The following is a 21,878-nucleotide window of genomic DNA, read 5'->3' on the forward strand; positions in this document are numbered from 1 at the left end:
CGCGAAGTCCATCGCCTACGGCCTCCTAAAACCTCCCCGCGCCCTCGCCTGATCTCGCGCCTGCCAATCGTGCGGGCGCAGTCTGCCTGATTGGGCGGCGGACGAGGTGAAGGGTGTCACTCCTTTGTGTGTGGTAGTCGCCTGACAAGGCACGCCTGTTCACCACCTGCTGCTCATCGTGTCCTTGCAGTCCAGGTGTAGGAACCATGCGCAAACGACTATTCGCGATCCTTTTACTGGTATCGGCGACGCCAGTACCGACATATGCGGCTTCCCCTCCGTGCGATGGTGCCGTCGTTGACTCCTCCTTACCCAGATCAGCGCGCGTCGAGCAGCTCGCAAACCGGGCTTTCGCGTGCCTTGAGGCGGGTAAATCCGTCCGAGCGATTGCCTTCCTAAGCGAGGTCATCGGTGCGGATCCCAACCGAGCTCAAGCCTATCTTAATCGCGGGAACACGTTCCTGCGATTGGGCGAGCTTGATGCGGGTCTCGATGACTACGGCCGCGTGATTGAGCTCGAGCCAAAGCAGTTCGAGGGTTGGTACAACAGGGGCTCGGCCCACATTGCGGCGCGTCAGTATGACGACGCGATCTCAGACCTCAGCGAGGCAATCCGCCTGAGACCCAATGTCGGCTATGCCTATTGCAACCGCGGCCTGAGCTATCTGCGCAAGGCCGAACGCGTGAAGGCGCTGGCCGACTTCGAGAAAGGGCTCTCGCTCTGGGCCGACATGCCTCTTTGCTACTACGGCCGAGGCGAAATCCGCCTGGCGGACGGCAAGTACCAAGAAGCCATCGACGATTTTACCCGGGGCATCAATTCCAAGCCGACGGCCGAGTCGCTGGCGCAGCGCGCGACCGCGTACGAGAGCATCGGCGAGAAAAAGAAAGCCCTGAAGGACTATCGCAGCGCGCTTTCTCTGCAGCCTCGTCTGAAAACGGCAGCGGCCGGAATCGCGCGGCTCACCCAGAACAACCAGGATTGAATTTGTGGAGAACGACATGACGAAAATCATCACTCTTGCGCGCGCGTCGGCTTGCATCGCAGCCGGCGCCATAAGCCTGGCTGTGAGTTCCAGCTGGGCAGAGGTGGAGAGACCGTCGACGGTCAACGTTGCCGAGGCGCGAGACGATCACGCGGGTCATGACCATGGAGACCCAGGCCAGGGCGCCAAGGACAAGCATGATCATGACGAAGGCCATGATCACGGGGACGCAAAGGATGTGGACGGGTACGAAGATCACGACCACGGCTCGGAGGATTCTCATGGCCACGAAGACGACGATCATTCAAGCCACGAGGGTCAAGACGATCACGGGGATCATGACGAACATGGCAGCGTCGGCCTGACCCAGGAGCAGTTGGACAGGTTCGACGTCCGCATGGTGACTGTCGCGGGCGGTCCGATCCCCGTCACCATCGAGCGCCCCTCGGAAGTCATCTACAACGAGAATGCCCTCGCACATGTCGTGCCGCGCGTCCCAGGCATCGCGCGCACCGTCGAGGCAAATGAAGGAGACGAGGTTTCGGAGGGCGACGTGCTCGCCGTTCTGGACAGCCGCGAACTCGCCGATGCGAAAGCGGCCTATCTGGCGAGTCTCGAACGCTTGGCGCTAGCCAAGGAAAACTTCGATCGGGCGGAGGCGCTCATCGGCAAGAGGATCGTTTCCGAGAGGACGCATCTTACGGCCAAGACAGACTTTGCCGAGGCTCGTATCAACTTGCGCAGTGCACGGCAGAAACTGCTGGCGCTCGGTATTGGCGAGTCGCGCCTGAAGGAGATTGCCGAGCAGGATGAGGCGGATCTCACAGCATACGTCATGCACGCTCCGATCGGTGGGACCATTGTTGCCCGTCATCTCACACACGGCGAATCCGTGTCGACCGACCGTGAGGCCTTCATCGTCGCGGATGTGTCGACGGTATGGGTCGACATCAGCATCTACGCTCACGATCTGGAGCGGGTCGAGAAGGGCCAGCCCGTGACCGTTACCACCGACGGCGGCCTTCAGGTCGACGGCAAGATCGCATTCGTGACGCCGAATGTCTCGGAAGAGACGCGCACGGCAAACGCGCGCGTGGAGCTCGAGAACGCGCCGAGGCACCTGCGGCCCGGCATGTTCGTGACGGCGCAGATCGCGTTGACCGAGGACCCCGTCGACGTCCGCATTCCAGCCTCCGCCCTGCAGTCACACGAAGGCCAAAGCGTTGTCTTCGTCAGGGAAGGCGACGATGGACCGCTAAAGCCGCGGCCTGTCACGCTCGGCCGCAGCAACGACGCCTATGTCGAGGTACTTGGCGGGCTGAAGCCCGGCGAGACGATCGTGGCCGAGGGCGCATTCCTCGTGAAGTCGCAGCTTGCCAAGTCGGATTTCGACGACGGCCACAACCACTAGCCAGGCTCAAAGATGCGCAGGTTTCTCGAAGCAATTCTCCGCCAGCGACTGCTGGTCTGCATCCTCGCTATCGGCGTTCTGGTGGCAGGGTTCCAAAGTTACAGGACTCTGCCCGTGGACGCGTTTCCCGATGTATCGCCGACCCTCGTTCAGGTCTTCACCGAAACGGAAGGGCTCGCTCCCGAGGAAGTCGAACGCTACGTCACCTACCCGATAGAGGTGGCCATGAACGGTCTTCCCGGGCTGAAAACCATCCGCTCCATCTCCAATTTCGGCCTGTCCGTGGTCAATGTGTATTTCGAGGACTCCACGGACATCTATTTTGCCCGCCAACTCGTGGGAGAACGGCTGCAGACAGCGCGCGAGGAAATTCCGGAGGGCTTTGGCGAGCCCGAGATGGGACCGATCACAACCGGCCTCGGACAGGTCCTGTTCTACTACGTCGAAGATAAGAACGCGGCGCGTACGCCCGAAGAGATGCGCGAGATCCAGGATTGGATCATCAAGTTCAATCTGCAAACCGTTCCCGGGGTCACCGAAGTTCTGTCGCTCGGCGGCGAAGTGAAGCAGTTCCAAGTCCAGGTCGATCCGCAAGCGCTGCTGCGCTATCGGATCAGCATCAGTGATGTCGTGGACGCGGTTAAGGCCAACAATGGAAATGCCGGCGCCCAGTACATCGTCAAGAATTCGGAGCAATACCTGGTGCGGTCGATTGGCCTCGCGACCGGGATCGCTGACATCGAGGACACGATCCTGAAAGTGGCGGATGGCGTCCCCGTAAAGGTGCGTGACATCGGTGAGGTCAGAATAGGCGGCGAGGTACGCCAAGGACTTGCCACCAAGGACGGCGAGGGCGAGATCGTCGCCGGGCTTGTGCTGAAGCTGATCGGCACCAACACGTCGAAGGTCATCGCCGACGTGAAGGAGCGCCTCGACAAGATCAACGCCGCACTTCCCGAGGGTGTGCGGGTGGTGCCCTACTACGATCAATCCAAGCTCGTGCTGTGCAGCGTGGAGACGGTGAATGCCGCACTTGCTCAGGGGATCATCCTGGTCGTCCTCGTGCTGCTCGCCTTCATGGGCGGGCTGAGGCCGAGCCTGGTGGTGGCTTTCGCCATCCCGTTTTCGATCTGCGTCGCCTTCATTGTCATGGGGGCTACGGGGCTCTCGGCCAACCTCATGTCCTTGGGCGGCATCGCGATCGCCATCGGCATCATGGTCGACGGCGCGATCGTCATCGTGGAGAACGTCGACCGCTATCTCAAGGAGCAGCATGCCGCGCTGTCCAAGCGGGAGATTGTGGCCCGCGCTTGTGCCGAGGTCGTCAAACCCATCGCCTTTGCCATTGCGATCATCATCGTCGTCTTCCTGCCGCTGTTCACGTTGCAGGGCTACGAGGGCAAGACGTTCCGCCCTCTCGCCTTCACCGTCTCTTTGGCCATGCTGGGCTCGCTGTTGTTTGCGATCTTCGTGGCCCCGGTCTTGTCGGAGATGCTGATGAAGCGGCCGAGCCAGCAAGAGGGGGAAAAAGCCAGCTTTGCGGATCGACTGCTGAGCCGTCTGATCGGTGCCTACCGGCCGTTGATCCAGATGTTCGTGCGCATGAGGATGATCGCTATCGGACTTGCGGTCGCAATTCTCGCGATAGGCCTGGCGATCTTCCCGAGGCTCGGCTCGGAGTTCGTGCCGCGCCTGAACGAGGGTGACCTCTTGGTGCGCGTCACCATGGCGCCTTCCATCGCACTGGAGGAGGCCCGCGAGACGGTCACGCGCTTCGAGCGGCAATTGCTGGAGACCTTTCCAGAGGTCGACCGGGTCGTGTCGCGCGTCGGGCGCGGCGAGGTCGGCGCGCATGCCGATCCGGTCAACAACGCGGAGGCCTTCGTCGGCCTGAAGCCACAAGACGAATGGCCGGGCGATCGTACGCCTGAAGAACTGTTTGCGGCCATGAGTGAGACATTCGAGAGCTTCCCCGGCGCAAAGTTCAACTTCACCCAGCCCATCGCCGCCGCCGTGGACGAGCTGCTGACGGGCACGAAGGCGGAGCTTGCGATCAAGCTTTTCGGCGGTGACCAGGATGTTCTCCTGGAGAAGGCCGGAGAGATCGAACAGGCCGTGCGTGAGCTGCCCGGCGCCGCGGACGTACAGAAGGATCAAGTCACCGGTACGCCGCAGCTCCAGATCCGGGTCAAACGTGGACAAATCTCCCGGTACGGACTCACGATCGACGACGTGCAGTCGGCCGTGCGCACGGCGATCGGCGGAGAGACGGCAGGACAAGTCTTCGAGGGTGTGAGACGCTTCGACATTCTGGTCCGATACGGCGAAAAAGCGCGCACGACACCGGAAGCCATCCGCGAACTTGTCATCCGCACGCCAGCCGGTCTCCTCATTCCCCTGCGGCAGGTGGCCGAGGTAGAGGAGATCGTGGGACCCCGGCAGATAACGCGCGAGAACACCCAGCGCTTCATCACCATTCAAGCGAATGTACGCGGACGGGACATCGGCTCGTTCGTCGCCGAGGGCCAGGAACGGATCGCCGAGGCCGTCGATCTGCCCTCGGGCTACTTTGTGGAATGGGGTGGCCAATTCGAGCTTCAGCAAGAGGCCAACCGACGGCTCGCTATCGTGGTGCCCGTAACACTGGGGCTCGTATTCCTGCTCCTGTTCATGAACTTCGGCTCGCTGCGCGCTAGCCTGTTGATCATGCTCAATATTCCGCTCGCGCTGGTCGGCGGCGTGGTGGCGCTGTGGCTCGCGGACCTGAACCTCTCCGTGCCGGCTTCGGTGGGCTTTATCGCCCTGTTCGGTATCGCTCTGGAGAACGGGATGGTGCTTGTCACCTATCTCAACTGGCTCGTTGAGGAAGGAAAGTCGGTGGATGAGGCAAGCGTTGAGGGCGCGTGCATGCGCCTGCGCCCGGTGCTGATGACCGCCCTGACGACCGCGCTCGGGCTCATCCCGCTGCTCTACGCCACCGGCGCCGGTAGCGAGGTGCAGGCGCCGCTGGCCACGGTCGTGGTTGGCGGGCTCGTCAGTTCCACCGTCCTGACGCTTCTGGTCATCCCTGCCGTCTACAAGTGGTTTGTGCCCGCGCCCTTGGCGGCAAGCATGGCGCCGCAAAAGGCGGACGCGCCGGCCGAATAAAGGAACGCGGCCACAAACCAGCTCTGCCCGGCGTCGCGCCTACCACCTTGCCTTCATGGTCGCGAAGGCTTGGGTGGGGGCGCCGTACGAGATGTTGTTGTTGTTGTGCGACGAGATCCAATATTCCGTGTTGAACATGTTCTCAATATTGACCTGCGCGGACCAGTGCTCGTTGAGATCGTAGTAGACGGCCCCGTCGACGCGGGTGTAGCCCGGCACCTTGACCGCATTGTCCGCCTCCGCGAACCAACCAGCCTGATGGATGACGCCAAGGCCGAAGCCCCACTTCTCCGTGAGCTGATATTTGTTCCAAAGGGAGAAGGTGTCGACCGGCACGGACTCGACGGAATTGCCGACTAGCGCCACGTCGTCGCCCGCAAATACGATTTCCGAATCCGTGTGGGCATAGCCGCCGAACACTTGCCATTTGTCCGTCACGTAGCCGCTGATCTCGATCTCCTGACCGCGCGTACGCGTCAGACCGCGTGCGAATGTATCGGGCCCGATGGTGACGGCCTGATTGTCGCGATCGAGTTGGTAGATTGCGCCTTGCAGCAGCAACCGGGGCTTGATGGTCCACTTGAAGCCCGTCTCGTAGTTCTCAAAGGTTTCGGGCTCGAGCTCCGAAGCCGTGACGCTGAGCGCGCCGAAATTGTCGCCGTTGGCGGGGAGGAACGACCGGGCGTAGCTCGCGTACAGATGGAAGTTCTCCCACGGCTTGAGAACGCCACCGACGCGCGGCGACCACTCGTCATCGACCCGGGACGTCCGAAAGTCGTTGAGCCCATCCTCGAAGCTCACATCGAACCGGTCGAAACGAATACCGCCGATCAACTCGAAGTAACGCGTGATCTCGAACTGGTCCTGGATAAAGGCGCTCGTGGTGTCGAGATCGGTGAAGCGCCGCCGGTTCGGGACGTTGTAAAGGGTTCTTCTAAAGATCGTTGGGTTCGCCGCCGGCACATTGACCGTGAAGATGCCGGAGCCCGGAAAGTCGAAGGTCGGCAGATTGCGGTATGCGTCGTTGCTTTGGATGCCGAACTCAAATCCGCCCACCAACGTATGCCGGAAGTGCTCTCCATGCGCGAACGAGTAGGAGAAGTCGGTCTGATTCACGAAGTTCTGTCGGGCTTCGGAATTCTGATAGCCGTTGAGCTCAACGAGGCCCGGCCCCGGTCCGTTGACCGGCGATGACGCGAAGATGTTCTGGTAGAGCTTGTCGTAGTCGGCGAAGAAGGTGTGGTTGCGCATCTGCACGCCGCTCTTGGTCTCGTGTTCCAGCGTCGCCGTCGCCACGTGCCCGTCGAAGTTCGTGAAGCTCGCATTCGGTTGACCGAAATAGGTCTCGATCGGGTACTCGAACGGTACGCCTGCGATCGAAGGGCCGCCGCGATCGACATTCTGATCGTGCGTCTTGTACTCGTAGCTGAAATGCAGGGTCGTGCGCTCGCCGAGCTTGAAACCCAGGGTCGGATTGATGCCGTAGCGTTCCAACCAGGAGAAATCGCGGAACGTCTCGGAATCCTCATACATCGCATTCAGACGGAACGCAGCATTGGGTGAGATCGCCTGACCGACATCCGCCGTGCCGCGGGCGCGGCCCCAGCTTCCGAGCTGAAGGGTGGCTTCGTAGATGGGGATGCCGTCCGCGCGCTTGGTCACGCGGTTGATGACGCCACCGCCGCCACCACGGCCGAAGATCATGGCGTTTGGCCCCTTGAGCACCTCGATGGTCTGGACGTTGTAGAGATCGCGGAAGGTCTCGATATCGTCGCGCACGCCGTCAACGAAGAAGTCGGCCGTCGTCTCCTGGCCGCGGAACGTAAGCTGGTCCCGGTGTCCTTCGCCCTGCTGCACAGCGATACCCGGAACGTAGAGCAGCGCCTGACCGAGCGTGTTGGCGCCCTGGTCCTCGGCGAGCTCCTCCGGGATGATGGAAACCGTGCCGGGGATGTTCATGATCAGCGTATTGGTCTTCGTCGCTGAGGACGTGCCGGCAGCGTAATAGCCGTCGACGCCGGACGAGCCGCGATTGAGCGTGTCGCCGTCGACCGGAAGATCGAAGATTGCCTCCTCGATGGCTTCCTGCGAGGCGAACCCGCCATCGGCGGTCGACGAAGGTGCCGATGTGTTCGACGGGGCCGGCTGTGCGGCGCGCGCTCGTCTGCTCGGCTCAGGGCGCGAGTAGGGCGTCGGGTCGGCTTCGGCGGCCGCCACTGGAGCCGCCGGCTCGGGATCTGCTTGCTGTTCGATCACCACCGGCGGAACTGAAGTCTCGATGGGGGCTTCTCTTGCAGGGCCGTCCACCGTGCCTTCCGGGGCCGAGCCGGCAGCGCCCGCGCCGGCTTCGCCGTTGGAGCCAGCTTTGTTAGTTATCTCCGCATTTCCTTCCGCCGCGCCGGCGGCCCCCTCTTGCGCGCGCGCCAGCTCGCCCGGAAGAAGCATGAAGGCGGCCGACGCGGAAAGCGCCAGAAGCCTTGATCTGGAGACGGAAAGATAGCTCGAGGCACGCGCTGGCCTAGCGGCGCCGCTGACACGGAGTTCCATGATTATCCCCTCAGTCTGACATACCCCCGAGGGTGCGCTTTGTCTGATGCGAAGCTGTTCCCTCAGCCGCACAGTGCGCGCGGCCCAAACAGCATAGCGGTACCAGCAGGTACGCATGGAGTGCATTGTTCTAAAGACAATAGTTGAGCACGCTGCATGTATCAGGCCGACCCGATATCGGGCCCATACCCAAAGCAAAGAGCAATAAGGCCGGGCGGGAGCCCGCTGAGGCGGCTCAAGACGGCTGCCCTTTTCACTTAGAACTCAGCAAGCGTCCTAGAGAATGCCTTGTTGAACGCGCTCGAGGCAGCGCTGTGCGACCTCCATGACCGAGCCGCTGGTTTCGACGCAGTCGAAATCCATGGGCCCAAGGTCGTATGAAAGCTGTTCGCTGACAACGGATGGCGTAGCGTCGGAGACATCACCGACACGGTTGGCCACGCGCTCTTTCAGGAGGTCTGCAGGCAAGTCGAGCCAAAGCCCCTTGAAGGCGACCCCGTATTCTCCGGCAAGGGCGGCGATTGCCTCGCGCTCCTCGGCTTTGGCATGAACGGCGTCGACGATGACCGACCGGCCGCCTTCGAGGGCGAAGCGGGCGCGTTTGCGGCACACCGCGTATACAAGCGCAGAAGCCTCAGGCGTGTAAGCGCTTTGCGGCAATGTCGCATGGAACTCCACGCCGAACAGGCGCTTGCGCTCGACATCGCTGCGGACGATCACCGCGCCGGGGAATGCTCCGATCTCGTGAGCGATCGCGCGGGCGATCGTCGATTTTCCGCTCCCGGACAACCCACCCAACGCAATCAGCTTCGGCGCGTGAGGCGCAAGAAAAAGGCCCGCGAGCTCAAATAGTTCGCGTGCTTGATCGCGCGCTTTAGCGGCCTGTACGGGCGTAGCATGTTCTGCTCGCAAGAGGGCTACCTTGGCTCTGATCACCGCGCGCATGGAGAGGAACAAGGGCAGCGCAGCGAGGCCAATGAGATTCGCAGTCTCGCTTCGGTCGAGATAGCTGTTGAGGAGCGCGTTGGCGTGGGCCGCGAGGTGCTGCTTGCCGAGATCCATCAGCAAGAAGCCCAGATCGTAAAGTACATCGATTGTTGCGAGCCTATCGTCGAACTCGAGCGCATCGAACAGCACCGGTTTTCCCCTAATCTCGACAATGTTTCCGAGATGGAGGTCGCCATGGCACTGGCGAACGAAGCCCGTGTTCGTCCGGTGCTTCAGGAGCGGCCGGAGTTCATCCATGGCCGTGCGTGTCCGCGATATGAGCGCGTCTGCTGAGGCACGCGGGAAGACGTCGTCAGCCAATTTCTTCAGGACATCTTCGTGCTCGGAGACGATTGCCTCGAGTGGCGCAACGCCCTGGTCGCTGGTCAGGGTGCGGTCCGCGGCGCGATGAAGTGCGGAGACCTCAGACGCAAGCTCGCGCATTGACTCGAGCTTGAGGCGCCCCTCGTGCGCCATAAGGTCATAAAGGCCCTTTTGGTCGAAGCGGCGCATGACCAGCACCCAATCGACGGGCTCACCCGGGCCCCGCAGGCGCAGTTTGCCGTCGGCATCGACCGCAAGTGGGACGACCTCCAAATAGAGCTGCGGTGCTGTTCTGGAGTTGAGGCGAAGCTCGTTGAGGCAGGCCTGGTGCCGTTTTTCGAGCGTGGAAAAATCGAGAAACGGGAGCCGCACGGCGCGTTTGAGCTTGTATGCGAAATCGCCCGCGAGAAACACAAACGACGCGTGGGTCTCTATCCGATCGATGACCGCGGGCGCAGGATCGTAGGCTGCGGCCCGAGACATGAATTCGACGATCTTGGCTTGTTCCAAAAAACTGCCATTCGAGTTTGACTATCCAAACCTCTCATAGCACAGCGACGCGCCTCGGCCTTGGAAGTGCCGACAACTGCTTTGAGACGCAAAGCAGTTGGATTTATGTCGTAAAGCAGCGCGGAGCGCGCGCAACCGACCGGCAGGCCTGCTAGGTGCGGCCACCGGTGGTGTCTTCCGACGTGTCGCCGTCTGCCGAGGCCACGCTCTCGATCTGATCGAACTCGATCTCGTCGTCGGATCGGGTCAAAGTCGCGGACGGTACAAAGCTCAAGCCATAGACGAGGCCAACAAGGACCACGCTGGTTAGTAGCGATAGGATCGACATTTTGTTACTCCCCTCCCTCAATTTGTCTCTATCTGACAGGGGAAGGGGGCACGGGCTCGACAGAATCCGGGCAACTCTGGGGCCTTTGCCGCCTCCCGCGCCACACGGACGCCCCAAGGCTTACGGCTTCGTAAACACCGCCCGCCCGCCGGAGGCCTTTTGGCATCGAGGGCGGCCCCATTCAAAAAACGGCGACTGTGACATGTAGGGCACAGCTTCCGGCCCCGGGTTGGGCTATAAGAGTCCCATCAACTGTCGATTCTGCAGGGAATTTTTTGGGGGATCCAACCATGCGCATGTTCATCGCTCTTGCGATCATCGTTTCTGCCACGCTCGGCCTGGGCGGTTGCTTCGGCCACCACGAGAAGGCCGTCGTCGTTGAGCCGTTGAAGCTCGGCTAAACAGCTGACGACGAGGTAGCTAAGCAGTCTATCTCTACGGCAATGCCAACCCCGGCCAGGGAAACCTGGCCGGGGTCTTTGCGTTTGGGGGCCGCCTTTGCGCAAAGCGCGTGCGCGTCGGGTACGCGGAGCCCCTGGAGCCGACGCCGACGGCCGGTGGCCCGAGTGAAACCGGGCCGCGCGATGCCCGCCATAGCCAAGGGTCTGCGGGGCCCCGAACGGGCCCGCGAAGCAATCGTGTTGTGGGAAGAAATCCGTATCTGCCGAGCGGGCTAAAGCCAGCCGAGCGCCTTGGCTTCGTTGTAGGCGGCCTTCCAAGCTTCGGCCGCAAAGGACGCCTCTTGGCCGCTGATGCTCGGCGCTGTCAGGAGTTCGCTCGCTTCGAGCATGCGCCACTGAGCATTTCGCTGGAATGTCAAAGCATAGGACGTTCCGGGACGGGTCACGCGAAGACCGTTCTCAAGCACTTCTACGTCGATGTCGCTCATGACGCTCGCAATCCTTCTGAAACGACTGGACACGACTCCGGCAGTCTCTGATTGCATGTGTGCAGACAAGAGGCGGAAAATCAAGCGCGGCTTGCCGGCTCCAAATGTCACGGTGGGCCAGGCCTCGCCCGCGAGCCCCGGCCTGGTCCACCTCCCCGTTGCACGTCGTCAAAGGTGACGGGAGCGTTCATAGGTTCGTCACTTGATCTGGCGGATTTGGCCACGATAATCGCCGCTCACCGACTGAGTGGCCGGCAGGGCCTGACGGTTCTTCTGGCGAACCAATCTTTTCCAACAGCTATCAAGTCCAACCGAAAGGAAGGCTTCATGTTTCGGCAAGTTTCGACAGGGCTCTGCGCGACAGCGCTGTTGTGCCTGATCGGCGGCGCTGCTGTCGCACAATCCAATACTCGCGGATCGACGACGGGGCCGACGAGCGCACCCGGCCACAATCATCCCGAGCAATACATCCATCTCGAGGCCAAGAAGCCGGCACCGAACATGTACCCGGTGATCAGGCACGAGGAGCTCGAGCGGAACGCTACCGACAAGCTGGCGGCGCTGGCCGAAAAGACCGGCAAGAAGCCGAATATCCTGATTTTCCTTTTGGATGATGTCGGCTGGATGGATCCGGGCTTCAACGGCGGCGGTGTTTCCGTCGGCAATGCGACGCCCGAGATGGACAAGTACGCAGCGGAAGGACTGATCCTGACCTCCGCCTACTCCACCCCGTCCTGTTCGCCGACCCGCGCGACCATCCACACGGGCCAGAATCCGCTTCATCACGGGATTCTGCGGCCCCCGATGTACGGCGAGGCCGGTGGTCTCGACGGCGCCACGACCATGCCCATGCTTCTGCAAAAGGAAGGGTACGTCACACAGGGCGTCGGCAAGTGGCACATGGGCGAGAACACGGGGTCGCTGCCGCAGAACGTCGGCTATGACGACTATGTCGGCTTCCTGGGCGTGTCGGACATGTACACCGAGTGGCGCGATGTCTACTTCAATCCGGAGGTCGCGCTGTCGCCGGATCGCTTTGCGATGATGGAGAAGGACAACTTTGATCATTACGAGGTGCACTGCACCCCGGCGGACAAGGACAAGTGCCAGAACGGCAGGCTCATCGACCTCGATTACATCAAGGACCTCGATACGCACTGGATGGATGTCAGTCTGGCCTTCCTCGACAAGATGAAGGGCTCGGACAAGCCGTTCTACCTCTATCACGCGACGCGCGGCTGCCATTTCGACAACTATCCGCCGGACGAGTGGGCGGGCCGGTCCATGGCGCGCACGGCCTACTCGGACTGCATGGTGCGGATGGACCATGTCTTCGGCCGCCTGATGAAGAAGCTTGAGGAAATCGGCGAAGCGGAGAATACGCTGGTGATCCTCACCTCCGACAACGGTCCGGAGTGCGAGATCCCGCCCAGCGGCCGTACCCCGTTCCGGGGATGCAAGGGCTCGAGCTGGGAAGGCGGCGTCCGTGTGCCGACCTTCGTATATTGGAAAGGCATGGTCGCTCCCCGCAAGTCGGATCAGTTGTTCGATTTGGCGGACATCTTGCCGACAGCGCTGCATCTTGCCGGCTATCCCGGGGCCAAGCTTGCGGGGCTCTTCTCCGACAAGACCTATATCGACGGCGTCGATCAGGCGGCCTTCCTGGTCGCCGACAAGGGCCTGTCGGCCCGCCGCAGCCGCATTTACACGATGAACCAGTATTACTCCGCGATCCGGATCGACGAGTTCAAGGCGACGATCACGGGCCAGATCGAGGACGGCATCATGAAGCGCGGCTACACGGGCGGCTTTTCCGGGTCTGTCTTCACCGACACCGGCGGGGCGGTCGTGGTCAATCTCTATACCAACCCGCAGGAGGACGTCTCGATCGGCGTCCGCCATATCCCGATGTCCGTGCCGCTCGGCACCACCGGCGGCTGGTACTTGAAGGAGCTGTTCGACTATCCGCCTCAGTTCAAGGTCGGCTTCATGTCCAACAACCCGCCCATCTACGATACGATTCCCATTGGCGAGATGGCGGTGAAGGCCTGGATCAAGAAGCACGGCTTCGGCCGCTTCCAGAACTAGGTAAGCGGTTCATAGATCCGCGACCGGGCTTGACGGTGTGCGCCGGCGCCGGCGCGCCCCGTCTCTTTTACAGGAGAGCCCAGGTTGTTGTTTCCGGGCAACAGGTCTCGGGAATCCCGCGCGCCTGCGGAAATTCGATCAACGCCAAGTCAAAGCGGCATTAGTCTGCCCGATGGCGATATCGGGGGAATTGTCATGTGGCGCAGCGTTGGTATCCGCATCATTGGAGGGCTGCTCTTGGGCGCCCTGGCGCCGCTGGCCGCCCAAGCCGAAGATGCCGCGCCAGCGCCGTCGGAGTGGACCGTGACAGGCGGCTTCTATGGCTGGTTTCCCTGGGTGGAGGGCAGCACCGACGCCAATGGCGAAGACTTTAATATTTACGCGACGCCGATCGACCTCATCGAGAATTTCGATGCCCCGCCGATCATGGTCAATTTCGAAGCCAGCCGGGGGAAGTTCTCGTTCTGGGGTGACGCACTCTACGCGAAGTTCGCCTTTGGGGGCGACTTCGCTTCGGAGGCCCAGCCCATTCCGGTTCTGAGTGTCGGCGTCTCGGGACAGACCGAGACGGACTACACCCTCGGCGTCTATCAGTTTGGCGGGTTTTATCAGGTCGCCGATTTCGTCGGACAGCAAGGCAGCACGACGCTGGAGGTCGGCGCGGGCATGCGCTTCATCCAGCAGGAAATCCGGATCAAGGCGAAGATCGACGCCGCCGCTCAGGTCCGCCTGGGCAAGCTGGCGAACACCATCGAGCGCCGGATCCGGAAGATCGAGAACCAGGAGCAGCGCCTCCAGGCTCTTGCCGCCCTGAACGACGTTCGCCGGCAGGATCTGGACCAGAAGATCATTCGCGCCGGGGACAAGGGGCGCGAACGGCGCGTCGCTCAGCTTGAGAAGAGACTCAAACGCGTCGACGATCGCGGTCAGGCCCTGGCTGCACTTGAGGCGGTCGAGAAGTTTCGTCTCGAACTACTGCGTGCCGCGCTTCGCATCGACGGCAAGGAATTCAACAATCAGTTCGCCTTTGTCGGAACGGGAAACTTGGATTGGGTTGACCCCACCATCGCCCTGCGCCTTCAGCACGACTTCGGGAACGGCCACTCGGTTACGGCTACGGGCGACTTCGGCGGTTACAACGTCGAAGAAGGTCTCTCCAGCCAGATCGTGCTGACCTACGACATCGAGGGGACGTTGTGGGGCTTCGATACGACGACCTCGCTCGGCTACAAGGCCTTGTGGCTCAGCTACGAGGACGAGACGCCAAGAGGCGACGTCGGCATCAGCGCGTGGCTGCACGGTCCCATCGCCGAAGTCGCGCTTCGCTGGTAACGCCGGCGCCAAGCGTATGCGGACGAAACCCGGGACCTCTCTCGGACGTTCTTCCTGTGGTCGGAATGCGGTGTTCTTGAAAGGCACTGCTGGCACGAACTGACAAGGCCGCACCGTGAATCCCGATTAGAGAAACCGCACAGCGACGGTTACACTCTACGTGTGGTTGGGCGTCAGAACCCGACTAACCAATTGGGCCGCAGACGAATTTTCTGGCCCCCAACAGGAGAAGCGTCCCATGAAACTGAAAATGAGAGGCCTCGCTCGAGCCGGCCTTGTGACGGCAGTGGCGGCCTTGCTGTCCATGACAGTCTCTGCCGTTCCGTCCTTTGCGCAAGACGACGACGCGTCCGAAACGGCGACCGATAAGCCAAATGTTCTCGTGATCTGGGGCGACGATATCGGCATCTGGAACATCAGCCACAACAGCAAGGGCATGATGGGCTACGAGACGCCGAACATCGACCGGATCGCCAATGAAGGCCTGTCCTTCACCGACTATTACGGCCAGCAGTCGTGCACCGCCGGCCGTGCTGCATTTATCGGCGGCAACGTGCCCGTCCGGACGGGCATGACCAAGGTCGGTCTCCCAGGCGCCAAGGAAGGCTGGCAGGAATCGGACGTGACGATCGCCACGGTGATGAAGAGCCTCGGCTACAAGACCGGCCAGTTCGGCAAGAACCACCAGGGCGACCTCGACGAGCATCTGCCGACCAATCATGGCTTCGACGAGTTCTTTGGCAATCTCTACCATCTGAACGCGGAAGAAGAGCCCGAGCACCCGGACTATCCGACGAATCCCGCGTTTCGCGAGAAGTACGGGCCGCGTGGCGTGATCCACTCGTGGGCTCAAGAAGACGGCACCCAGAAGATCGAGGATACCGGTCCGCTGACCAAGAAGCGGATGGAAACGGTCGACGAGGAAACGCTCGCGGCAGCCAAGGACTTCATCAAGAAGGCCAATGACGAGGGCGAGCCCTTCTTCGTGTGGTGGAACGGCACGCGCATGCATTTCCGCACGCACGTGAAGGAAGAGCATCGCGGTCTCTCCGGCGAAACAGGCAACGAGTATCAGGACGGCATGGTCGAGCACGACATGCATGTGGGCGAGTTGCTCGCGCTGCTCGACGAGCTCGGCATCGCCGACAACACCATCGTCTTCTACTCGACCGACAACGGGCCGCACTTCAACACGTGGCCGGATGCCGGCACCACGCCGTTCCGCTCGGAGAAGAACTCGAACTGGGAAGGCGCCTATCGCGTGCCGGCCTTCGTGCGCTGGCCCGGCAAGTTTCCCGCCGGCAAGACGCTGAACGGCATTGTCTCGCATGAGGACTGGCTGGCGACATTCGCAGCGGCCGGCGGCAATCCCGACGTCAAGGAACAGCTTGCCCAAGGCGTGGAACTCGAAGGCCGTACCTACAAGAACTACATCGACGGCATGAACATGCTGCCCTATTTCATGGGCGACGTGGAGGAATCGCCGCGCGATGAGTTCATCTATGTCAATGACGACGGGCAGATCGTGGCCATTCGCTACAAGCCTTGGAAAGCCGTGTTCCTGGAGAATCGCGGCAAGGCTTTCGAGGTCTGGCGCGAGCCGTTCGTCGAGCTGCGGGTGCCGCTGATTTTCAATCTGCGGCGCGACCCGTTCGAGCGAGCCCAGCACAATGCGAACACCTATAACGATTGGGTGCTCGACAGAGCCTTCGTCCTCGTACCGATGCAAGGCTTGGCGGCCGAATTCCTGAAGACCATGCAGGACTATCCGCCCAGCCAAACGCCGGGTGCTTTCAACCTCAGCAAGATCGAGGAGCAACTGAAAGCGGGCGTAGGCTCGAACTGATCTGGCAGTCTCCGAGGGGCCGTCGGTTTGCGCTGACGGTCCCTTTTTCCATCCGAGACTTTTCATTTGATTTCGGGGGAGCCGAGATGAAGCGTCTTCTAACTTCGATCGCCGCTACGGCGATGATTCTGTCCGGCCCCGCGCTCGCACAGACGGCCGACCCGCTGCCGTCGTGGAACGACGGGCCGACGAAAGAAGCTATTGTCGGCTTCGTAGAGAAAGTGACGGAAGAAGGTGGGCCCGACTATGTCGCCTCCGCCGACCGTGTGGCGACGTTCGACAATGACGGCACGCTTTGGCTCGAACAGCCCATGTATACCCAGCTCGCCTTCGCGCTCGACCGCGTGAAGGCACTGGCGCCCGAGCACCCCGAATGGAAGGACACACAGCCGTTCAAGGCCGTGCTCGACAACGACATGAAGACGCTTGCCGCCTCCGGCGAAAAAGGCCTGGTTCAATTGATAGCCGCGACCCACGCCGGCATGTCGCCGGAAGAATTCCAGCAGATTGTCGGCGATTGGCTCGAACAAGCGAAGGACAAGCGTTTCAATCGCCGCTACACGGACCTTGTCTATCAGCCCATGCTCGAGTTGTTGTCCTACATGCGGGACAACGGCTTCACGACCTACATCGTTTCGGGAGGGGGGATCGAGTTCCTGCGGAATTTTTCCGAGCCGGTCTATGGCATCCCGCCGGCCCAGGTCGTCGGCTCTAGCATCGAGACGAAGTACGAGGTCGTCGATGGCAAGCCGACGCTCCTGCGCCTGCCGGAAGTCCACTTCGTCGACGACAAGGAGGGCAAGCCGATCGGCATCAACGAGTATATCGGCCAGCGCCCCATCGCGGCGTTCGGCAACTCGGACGGCGACTATCAGATGCTGGATTGGACCACTTCGGGAGACGGCACGCGGCTCGGCGTCATCGTTCATCACACCGATGCGGAACGCGAATACGCCTATGACCGCGATTCGACCTTCGGCCGCCTCGACAAGGCTTTGGATGACGCACCTGCCAAGGGCTGGATCGTGGTCGATATGAAGAAAGACTGGAACACGGTATTCCCGCCTGCTCAATAACGCGCGCGTGCGCTCCCAAACATGCGTTGCCCGATGTCGCGGACTGGGCGATATAGCAACGGTAGTTTTGGGCTCCTCGGAGGGGGTGCCCGATAATGGTGTCGGGTTGGCACCGAGTAGAACGGCGCCCTAACGGCGCTGCCCAAGGAGAAGTATCCCATGAAACGATTGAGCCACGTCTTGTGTGGTGCCGCGGCCGCGCTGATGGTCGTCGTCATCGCCCCCGTCGCCAACGCACAGGCCTTGCTGGTCTACAAGGAAGGCGCAACCGACGCCCAGATCAAGAATGACCGGGTCGCCTGCCACGAATGGGCTGTGCAGCAAACGAACTTTGACCCGACCGCTACCTTCATCGCGCAGGAGGCCGGAATTCGCACGAGGACGATTATGGAAGTCTCGACGGCCCTGAACACCGCATCCGGCGGAACGGACCCACGCTGGACCGCAGGCGGCTTCGGCAATACGCGCACCTCCGCGGACGTGCGCCGTCTCAATGCACTTTATGCCGACTATCTCAAGGCCGGGGCGCTGTGCCTCGAAGGCCGCGGCTACGTCGTTACTCAATAGGAGCTCAGACCATGCGATCGATGATTTTCAAAGCGGGCTTCGGGCTCATTTGTCTGCTTGCGGCTCCCGCGACCGTTTCCGCCGCCTCGGGCACTTACATGTGCGCCGTCACGGACGTGTATGAATGCATGGAAGTGGCCGGCTGCAAGCGCGTATCGCTCGACTTTGCCAACCTGGCGCCCGTGCTCAAGTTCGACTTCGACAAGAAGGTCATGACGTCGGACGACATCGGCAGCGAGCCGCGCGAGATTGACATGACGAACATGGAGGAGATGGGCGATGTCATCCTGTTCCATGGCATCGGCCAGAACACCGACTCGCCCCGCTCGTTCAGCGCGGCCATCTCCAAGAAGACGGGCAAGATTCGCGCCGGCATCACGACGGCCGATGCGACGCTGTCCCTGTCGGGCGACTGCGTGGACAGTTTCTAGGTTGAGTTCCGGCGGCAAGCCGTAAACGACAGACTTCGATGCAACGGGCGGGTGCTAGCACCCGCCCGTTCTTCGTGGGAAGGTCTTAGCGCTGATACCTGCACTCCATCCGACGAGCGGAGTCATTTTGGACAGTCGACGCAGATCTCCTGGCATGAGTGAGCCATCGAACGCCGTGCCGGCACGCGCCGATGATCCGGCGCTGCCCTTGCGGTCGAAGCTGTTCCTGCTGATCGGTGTCGCCGCGCTCGCGGCCATGGCCGTCCTCGCCATCGGGCTGATCGCGAACATTCTCTCGTCGGACCCGGCGGCGACGGCCGACCGTGCCGCTGACGCCGGTTCCAGTTCGTCCAGCCAGTTGAGTTTCGTTGGGACCGAGACCTGCATTGGGTGCCACCAAGAGGCGGGGAATTTGTGGCGGCCGTCGCAGCATGCCCATGCCATGGCCCATGCCACGGCAGATACGGTACTCGGGGACTTCAGCGGCGCCACGTTCGATTACTACGGAACGACGTCGCGCTTTTTCACGAAGGACGGCAAGTTCTTCGTCGAGACCGACGGGGCGGACGGAGGCCTCGAAACCTTCGAGGTCAAATACACGTTCGGCCTCGATCCGCTGCAGCAATATCTCATCGAGTTTCCCGACGGGCGCGTGCAAGCGCTGACCATTGCCTGGGACAGCCGGCCCAAAGCGGACGGCGGGCAGCGCTGGTTTCACCTCTATCCCGACGAGAAGATCGGCCATGACGATCCGCTGCATTGGACCAAGCTGAATCAGAATTGGAACTTCATGTGTGCCGAGTGCCACTCGACCGGCGTCGCCAAGAACTACGATCCCACGACAAAGCGCTACCACACGACCTGGAAAGAAATCACCGTCGGCTGCGAGGCCTGTCACGGCGAAGGTTCGGCGCATGTCGCCTGGGCGGAAGAGGGTGCCAAAAAATCCCCAGACGACAATGAGCTCGGTCTCTTGGCGCGATTCGACGAGCGCAAGGGCGTCTCCTGGACACTGGACCCGAAGACGAAGCAGCCCCAGCGCAGCGCGCCGCCAATGAGCGTCCGAAAAGAAGTCGAGATGTGCGGACGCTGCCATGCGCGCCGCGGGATCCTCTCCGAAGTGTTCGTGCCCGGCCAGCCCTTGTCAGATAGCCATCAGGTGGCGCTGATTTCGCGCGGTCTGTTCCAGGCCGACGGGCAGATGCTCGACGAGGTCTACAATTACGGCCAGTTCAAACAGTCCAAGATGTTCGCGGCGGGCGTCACGTGCAGCGACTGCCACGATCCGCACAGTGCCAAGCTGCGGGCGCCGGGGGCTGAGGTGTGCACGCAATGCCATGCCGGGAGCTACGCACAGCCGAGCCACACCCATCACGAGGGCGCCGACTCTCCCAATTGCATCTCCTGCCATATGCCGTCCCGCGAGTTTATGGTCATCGACACACGGCATGACCATTCCTTCCGGGTGCCGCGGCCCGATCTGTCGGTGACGCTCGGCGTCGACAATGCCTGCACCGATTGTCACACGGACAAGACCGCCGCATGGGCGGCCGAAGCCATCGAGGATTGGTACGGGCTGGAGCGCAAGGGCTATCAGACCTTTGGTCCGGCCTTCCACGCGGCCTGGACCGGCGCGCCTGATGCCGCGGCCTTGCTCGCAGCCGTCGCCGAGGACGATGCCGTGCCGGCCTTCGTGCGGGCGAGCGCCGTTGAGGAACTGACCGCGTATCCGTCCGAGCGGACGGCGGACATGGTGCGGAAGGGACTGTCCGACCCCGATCCGCTTGTGCGGCTCGCGGCCCTCGATCATCTGGAGACCGCTTCCGGGGAGCAGCTCTGGCCGCTGATCGCACCGCTCCTCGACGATCCGGTCCGTGGGGTGCGGAACGGCGCCGGTTTTCTGCTTGCCGGAACGCCGGAGGCCAACCTATCGGAGGCCGATCGCTTGCGGCTCAACAAGGCCGAGAAGGGGTTCGTCGCCGCGCAGATGCTGAACGCTGACCGTCCTGAGTCTCAGTCCCTGCTGGCGCGCTACTACATCCGCAAGGGAGAGCTCGACAAGGCGGAGCAGGCCTACAAGAGGGCCCTCGAACTCAGCCCGCATTTCACCCCAGGCGCCGTCAATCTTGCCGACCTGTACCGCGCGCAAGGGCGCGACGAGGAGGGGATCGCGGTCCTGCGCGAAGCGCTTCGTCTGTCGCCGAACGACGGGGGGCTGCACCATGCGCTGGGTCTGGCACTGGTCCGCCAGAAGATGTCGGACGAAGCCATCGCGGAGCTGGCACGAGCCGCGGAATTGGAGCCGGACCGGGTGCGCTACACCTACGTCTATGCGGTTGGGCTCAACTCCGTCGGCCGCCGCGTCGAGGCCATTGCTGCCCTGAAGGCCGGCCTCGAGCGCCATCCTCAAAACGCGGATATCCTGACCGCGCTGGTAAACTATTCCCGCGCGGAGGGCGATCTGAAAGGCGCGCTCCTCTATGCGCAGCGCCTGGCCAAGGCGGACCCGGCCAATCCTGAGGTCAAGTCGCTGGTCGAGGCGCTGACGAAGCAAATCATGGAACAGCGAAGCGCGCAGTAACGCTCAGGCTGCGCGCGCGCCGAGGATCAGCCACATACCGAACAGGACGACGAGGGTGGCGCCGCCGATCTCCAGCACGCACCCCAGCCACCGCCGTGCGCCTTCCGTCCGCGAGAAGAAAGACAGAAGACGCTCGCGCGAGAGGGTGGCCAGAACGGCGACGGCCGAAATGGTCAGCACCATACCCGCCGCCATAGCGGCCGTGACGGCAAGCCCCGCGGCAAGGAGCCCACGGGCCAGCGCATAGCTCATGATGAACGTCGTCAGGGGGCAGGGCACGAGACCGGTGACGAAGGCCAGCGTGCGGCCCTTTTGCGGGGACTGGCCGTGCGGGCCGTCCGGGGCCGCGCGGCGGACGGCCCGCCAAACCAAATAGCCGCCGATCAGGACCACGAAGAAGCCGCTCGCCAGTTCGAACTGGGGTGTGCGCCCTCCATAGGCAAAGGCCCGCGAGATGACGGCGAAGCCGGCCAGAACCAGTAGAACGGCGATTCCCACATGTGTCAGTGCGAGGATCGCGCCGTTGGCGATGCTGGAGAGCAGGCTGCCCTTTTGGCCAAGGTGGTAGGAGAACAGCACGGTCTTGCCGTGCCCGGGCATCATGGCGTGGAGGATGCCGAATAGGACGGCAGCGGCCATGGCGGCGACGAGCGCCGGCCAGCTTCCACCGGCGACATCGCGCAGCCCGCTGGCCATGCCTTCGTACAGCCAGCGCTGAAGGGCAATAAGGTCGTGCATGGCCCAGGCTGTTTCACACGAGGGCGCGCGCGCAGCAAGTCACAGGCATGCACGATGCCGCGAACGCCGAGCGGCTGTCAGGAAAAACGG

General features: G+C 62.2%; 15 protein-coding genes. 10 read left to right on the top strand and 5 right to left on the bottom strand.

Features of this window, described 5'->3' with window-relative positions:
• Positions 1-467: 467 nt before the first annotated feature.
• Genes GL4_RS04415 through GL4_RS04425 form a run of 3 tightly spaced genes read left to right on the top strand, consistent with a single transcriptional unit; the run spans position 468 to position 5,544 of the window.
• The gene (locus tag GL4_RS04415; RefSeq protein WP_045364987.1) at positions 468-986 is read left to right on the top strand and encodes a tetratricopeptide repeat protein; all 519 of its coding nucleotides are present in this window, start codon (positions 468-470) and stop codon (positions 984-986) included.
• Positions 987-1,002: 16 nt separating this feature from the next.
• On the top strand, positions 1,003-2,397 hold the full coding sequence (locus GL4_RS04420; protein ID WP_156137384.1) for an efflux RND transporter periplasmic adaptor subunit: 1,395 nt from the start codon (positions 1,003-1,005) through the stop codon (positions 2,395-2,397).
• A 12-nt stretch (positions 2,398-2,409) separates the two neighbouring features.
• On the top strand, positions 2,410-5,544 hold the full coding sequence (locus GL4_RS04425) for an efflux RND transporter permease subunit (RefSeq protein ID WP_045364990.1): 3,135 nt from the start codon (positions 2,410-2,412) through the stop codon (positions 5,542-5,544).
• A gap of 39 nt (positions 5,545-5,583) precedes the next feature.
• On the opposite strand, the gene GL4_RS04430 is transcribed toward GL4_RS04425, so the two are convergent.
• The 4 genes from GL4_RS04430 to GL4_RS04440 all read right to left on the bottom strand — a co-directional run bounded on the left by GL4_RS04430 (position 5,584) and on the right by GL4_RS04440 (position 11,129).
• A complete protein-coding gene (locus GL4_RS04430; protein ID WP_156137385.1) occupies positions 5,584-8,091 on the bottom strand; it encodes a TonB-dependent receptor in 2,508 nt (835 codons plus the stop codon).
• A 276-nt stretch (positions 8,092-8,367) separates the two neighbouring features.
• On the bottom strand, positions 8,368-9,885 hold the full coding sequence (locus GL4_RS04435) for a bifunctional aminoglycoside phosphotransferase/ATP-binding protein (RefSeq protein ID WP_045369433.1): 1,518 nt from the start codon (positions 9,883-9,885) through the stop codon (positions 8,368-8,370).
• A 178-nt stretch (positions 9,886-10,063) separates the two neighbouring features.
• On the bottom strand, positions 10,064-10,240 hold the full coding sequence (locus tag GL4_RS17415; protein ID WP_156137386.1) for a hypothetical protein: 177 nt from the start codon (positions 10,238-10,240) through the stop codon (positions 10,064-10,066).
• 673 nt (positions 10,241-10,913) lie between these two features.
• The gene (locus GL4_RS04440; protein ID WP_045364993.1) at positions 10,914-11,129 is read right to left on the bottom strand and encodes a hypothetical protein; all 216 of its coding nucleotides are present in this window, start codon (positions 11,127-11,129) and stop codon (positions 10,914-10,916) included.
• Between the two features lie 327 nt (positions 11,130-11,456).
• Here GL4_RS04440 and GL4_RS04445 point away from each other — a divergent pair, with 327 nt between their 5' ends.
• From GL4_RS04445 to GL4_RS04475, 7 genes are all read left to right on the top strand, one after another.
• On the top strand, positions 11,457-13,217 hold the full coding sequence (locus tag GL4_RS04445; RefSeq protein ID WP_082025467.1) for a sulfatase-like hydrolase/transferase: 1,761 nt from the start codon (positions 11,457-11,459) through the stop codon (positions 13,215-13,217).
• Positions 13,218-13,412: 195 nt separating this feature from the next.
• Positions 13,413-14,549, top strand: a complete 1,137-nt coding sequence (locus GL4_RS04450; protein WP_045364996.1) for a hypothetical protein — start codon at positions 13,413-13,415, stop codon at positions 14,547-14,549.
• 238 nt (positions 14,550-14,787) lie between these two features.
• On the top strand, positions 14,788-16,395 hold the full coding sequence (locus tag GL4_RS04455; protein WP_045365000.1) for an arylsulfatase: 1,608 nt from the start codon (positions 14,788-14,790) through the stop codon (positions 16,393-16,395).
• An 86-nt stretch (positions 16,396-16,481) separates the two neighbouring features.
• On the top strand, positions 16,482-17,471 hold the full coding sequence (locus GL4_RS04460; RefSeq protein ID WP_045365003.1) for an HAD family hydrolase: 990 nt from the start codon (positions 16,482-16,484) through the stop codon (positions 17,469-17,471).
• A 159-nt stretch (positions 17,472-17,630) separates the two neighbouring features.
• Positions 17,631-18,038 (top strand): hypothetical protein, encoded by a 408-nt coding sequence (locus GL4_RS04465; RefSeq protein ID WP_156137387.1) that lies wholly within the window; start codon positions 17,631-17,633, stop codon positions 18,036-18,038.
• 11 nt (positions 18,039-18,049) lie between these two features.
• A complete protein-coding gene (locus GL4_RS04470; RefSeq protein WP_156137388.1) occupies positions 18,050-18,469 on the top strand; it encodes a hypothetical protein in 420 nt (139 codons plus the stop codon).
• A 154-nt stretch (positions 18,470-18,623) separates the two neighbouring features.
• Positions 18,624-21,050: a tetratricopeptide repeat protein gene (locus GL4_RS04475; protein ID WP_045365012.1), complete on the top strand. Its 2,427-nt coding sequence runs from the start codon at positions 18,624-18,626 to the stop codon at positions 21,048-21,050.
• Positions 21,051-21,053: 3 nt separating this feature from the next.
• On the opposite strand, the gene GL4_RS04480 is transcribed toward GL4_RS04475, so the two are convergent.
• Positions 21,054-21,788, bottom strand: coding sequence for a nickel/cobalt transporter (locus GL4_RS04480; protein ID WP_045365014.1), 735 nt, complete (start codon positions 21,786-21,788; stop codon positions 21,054-21,056).
• Positions 21,789-21,878 lie beyond the last annotated feature (90 nt).

Source organism: Methyloceanibacter caenitepidi (assembly GCF_000828475.1).
Taxonomy (GTDB): Bacteria; Pseudomonadota; Alphaproteobacteria; order Rhizobiales; family Methyloligellaceae; genus Methyloceanibacter; species Methyloceanibacter caenitepidi.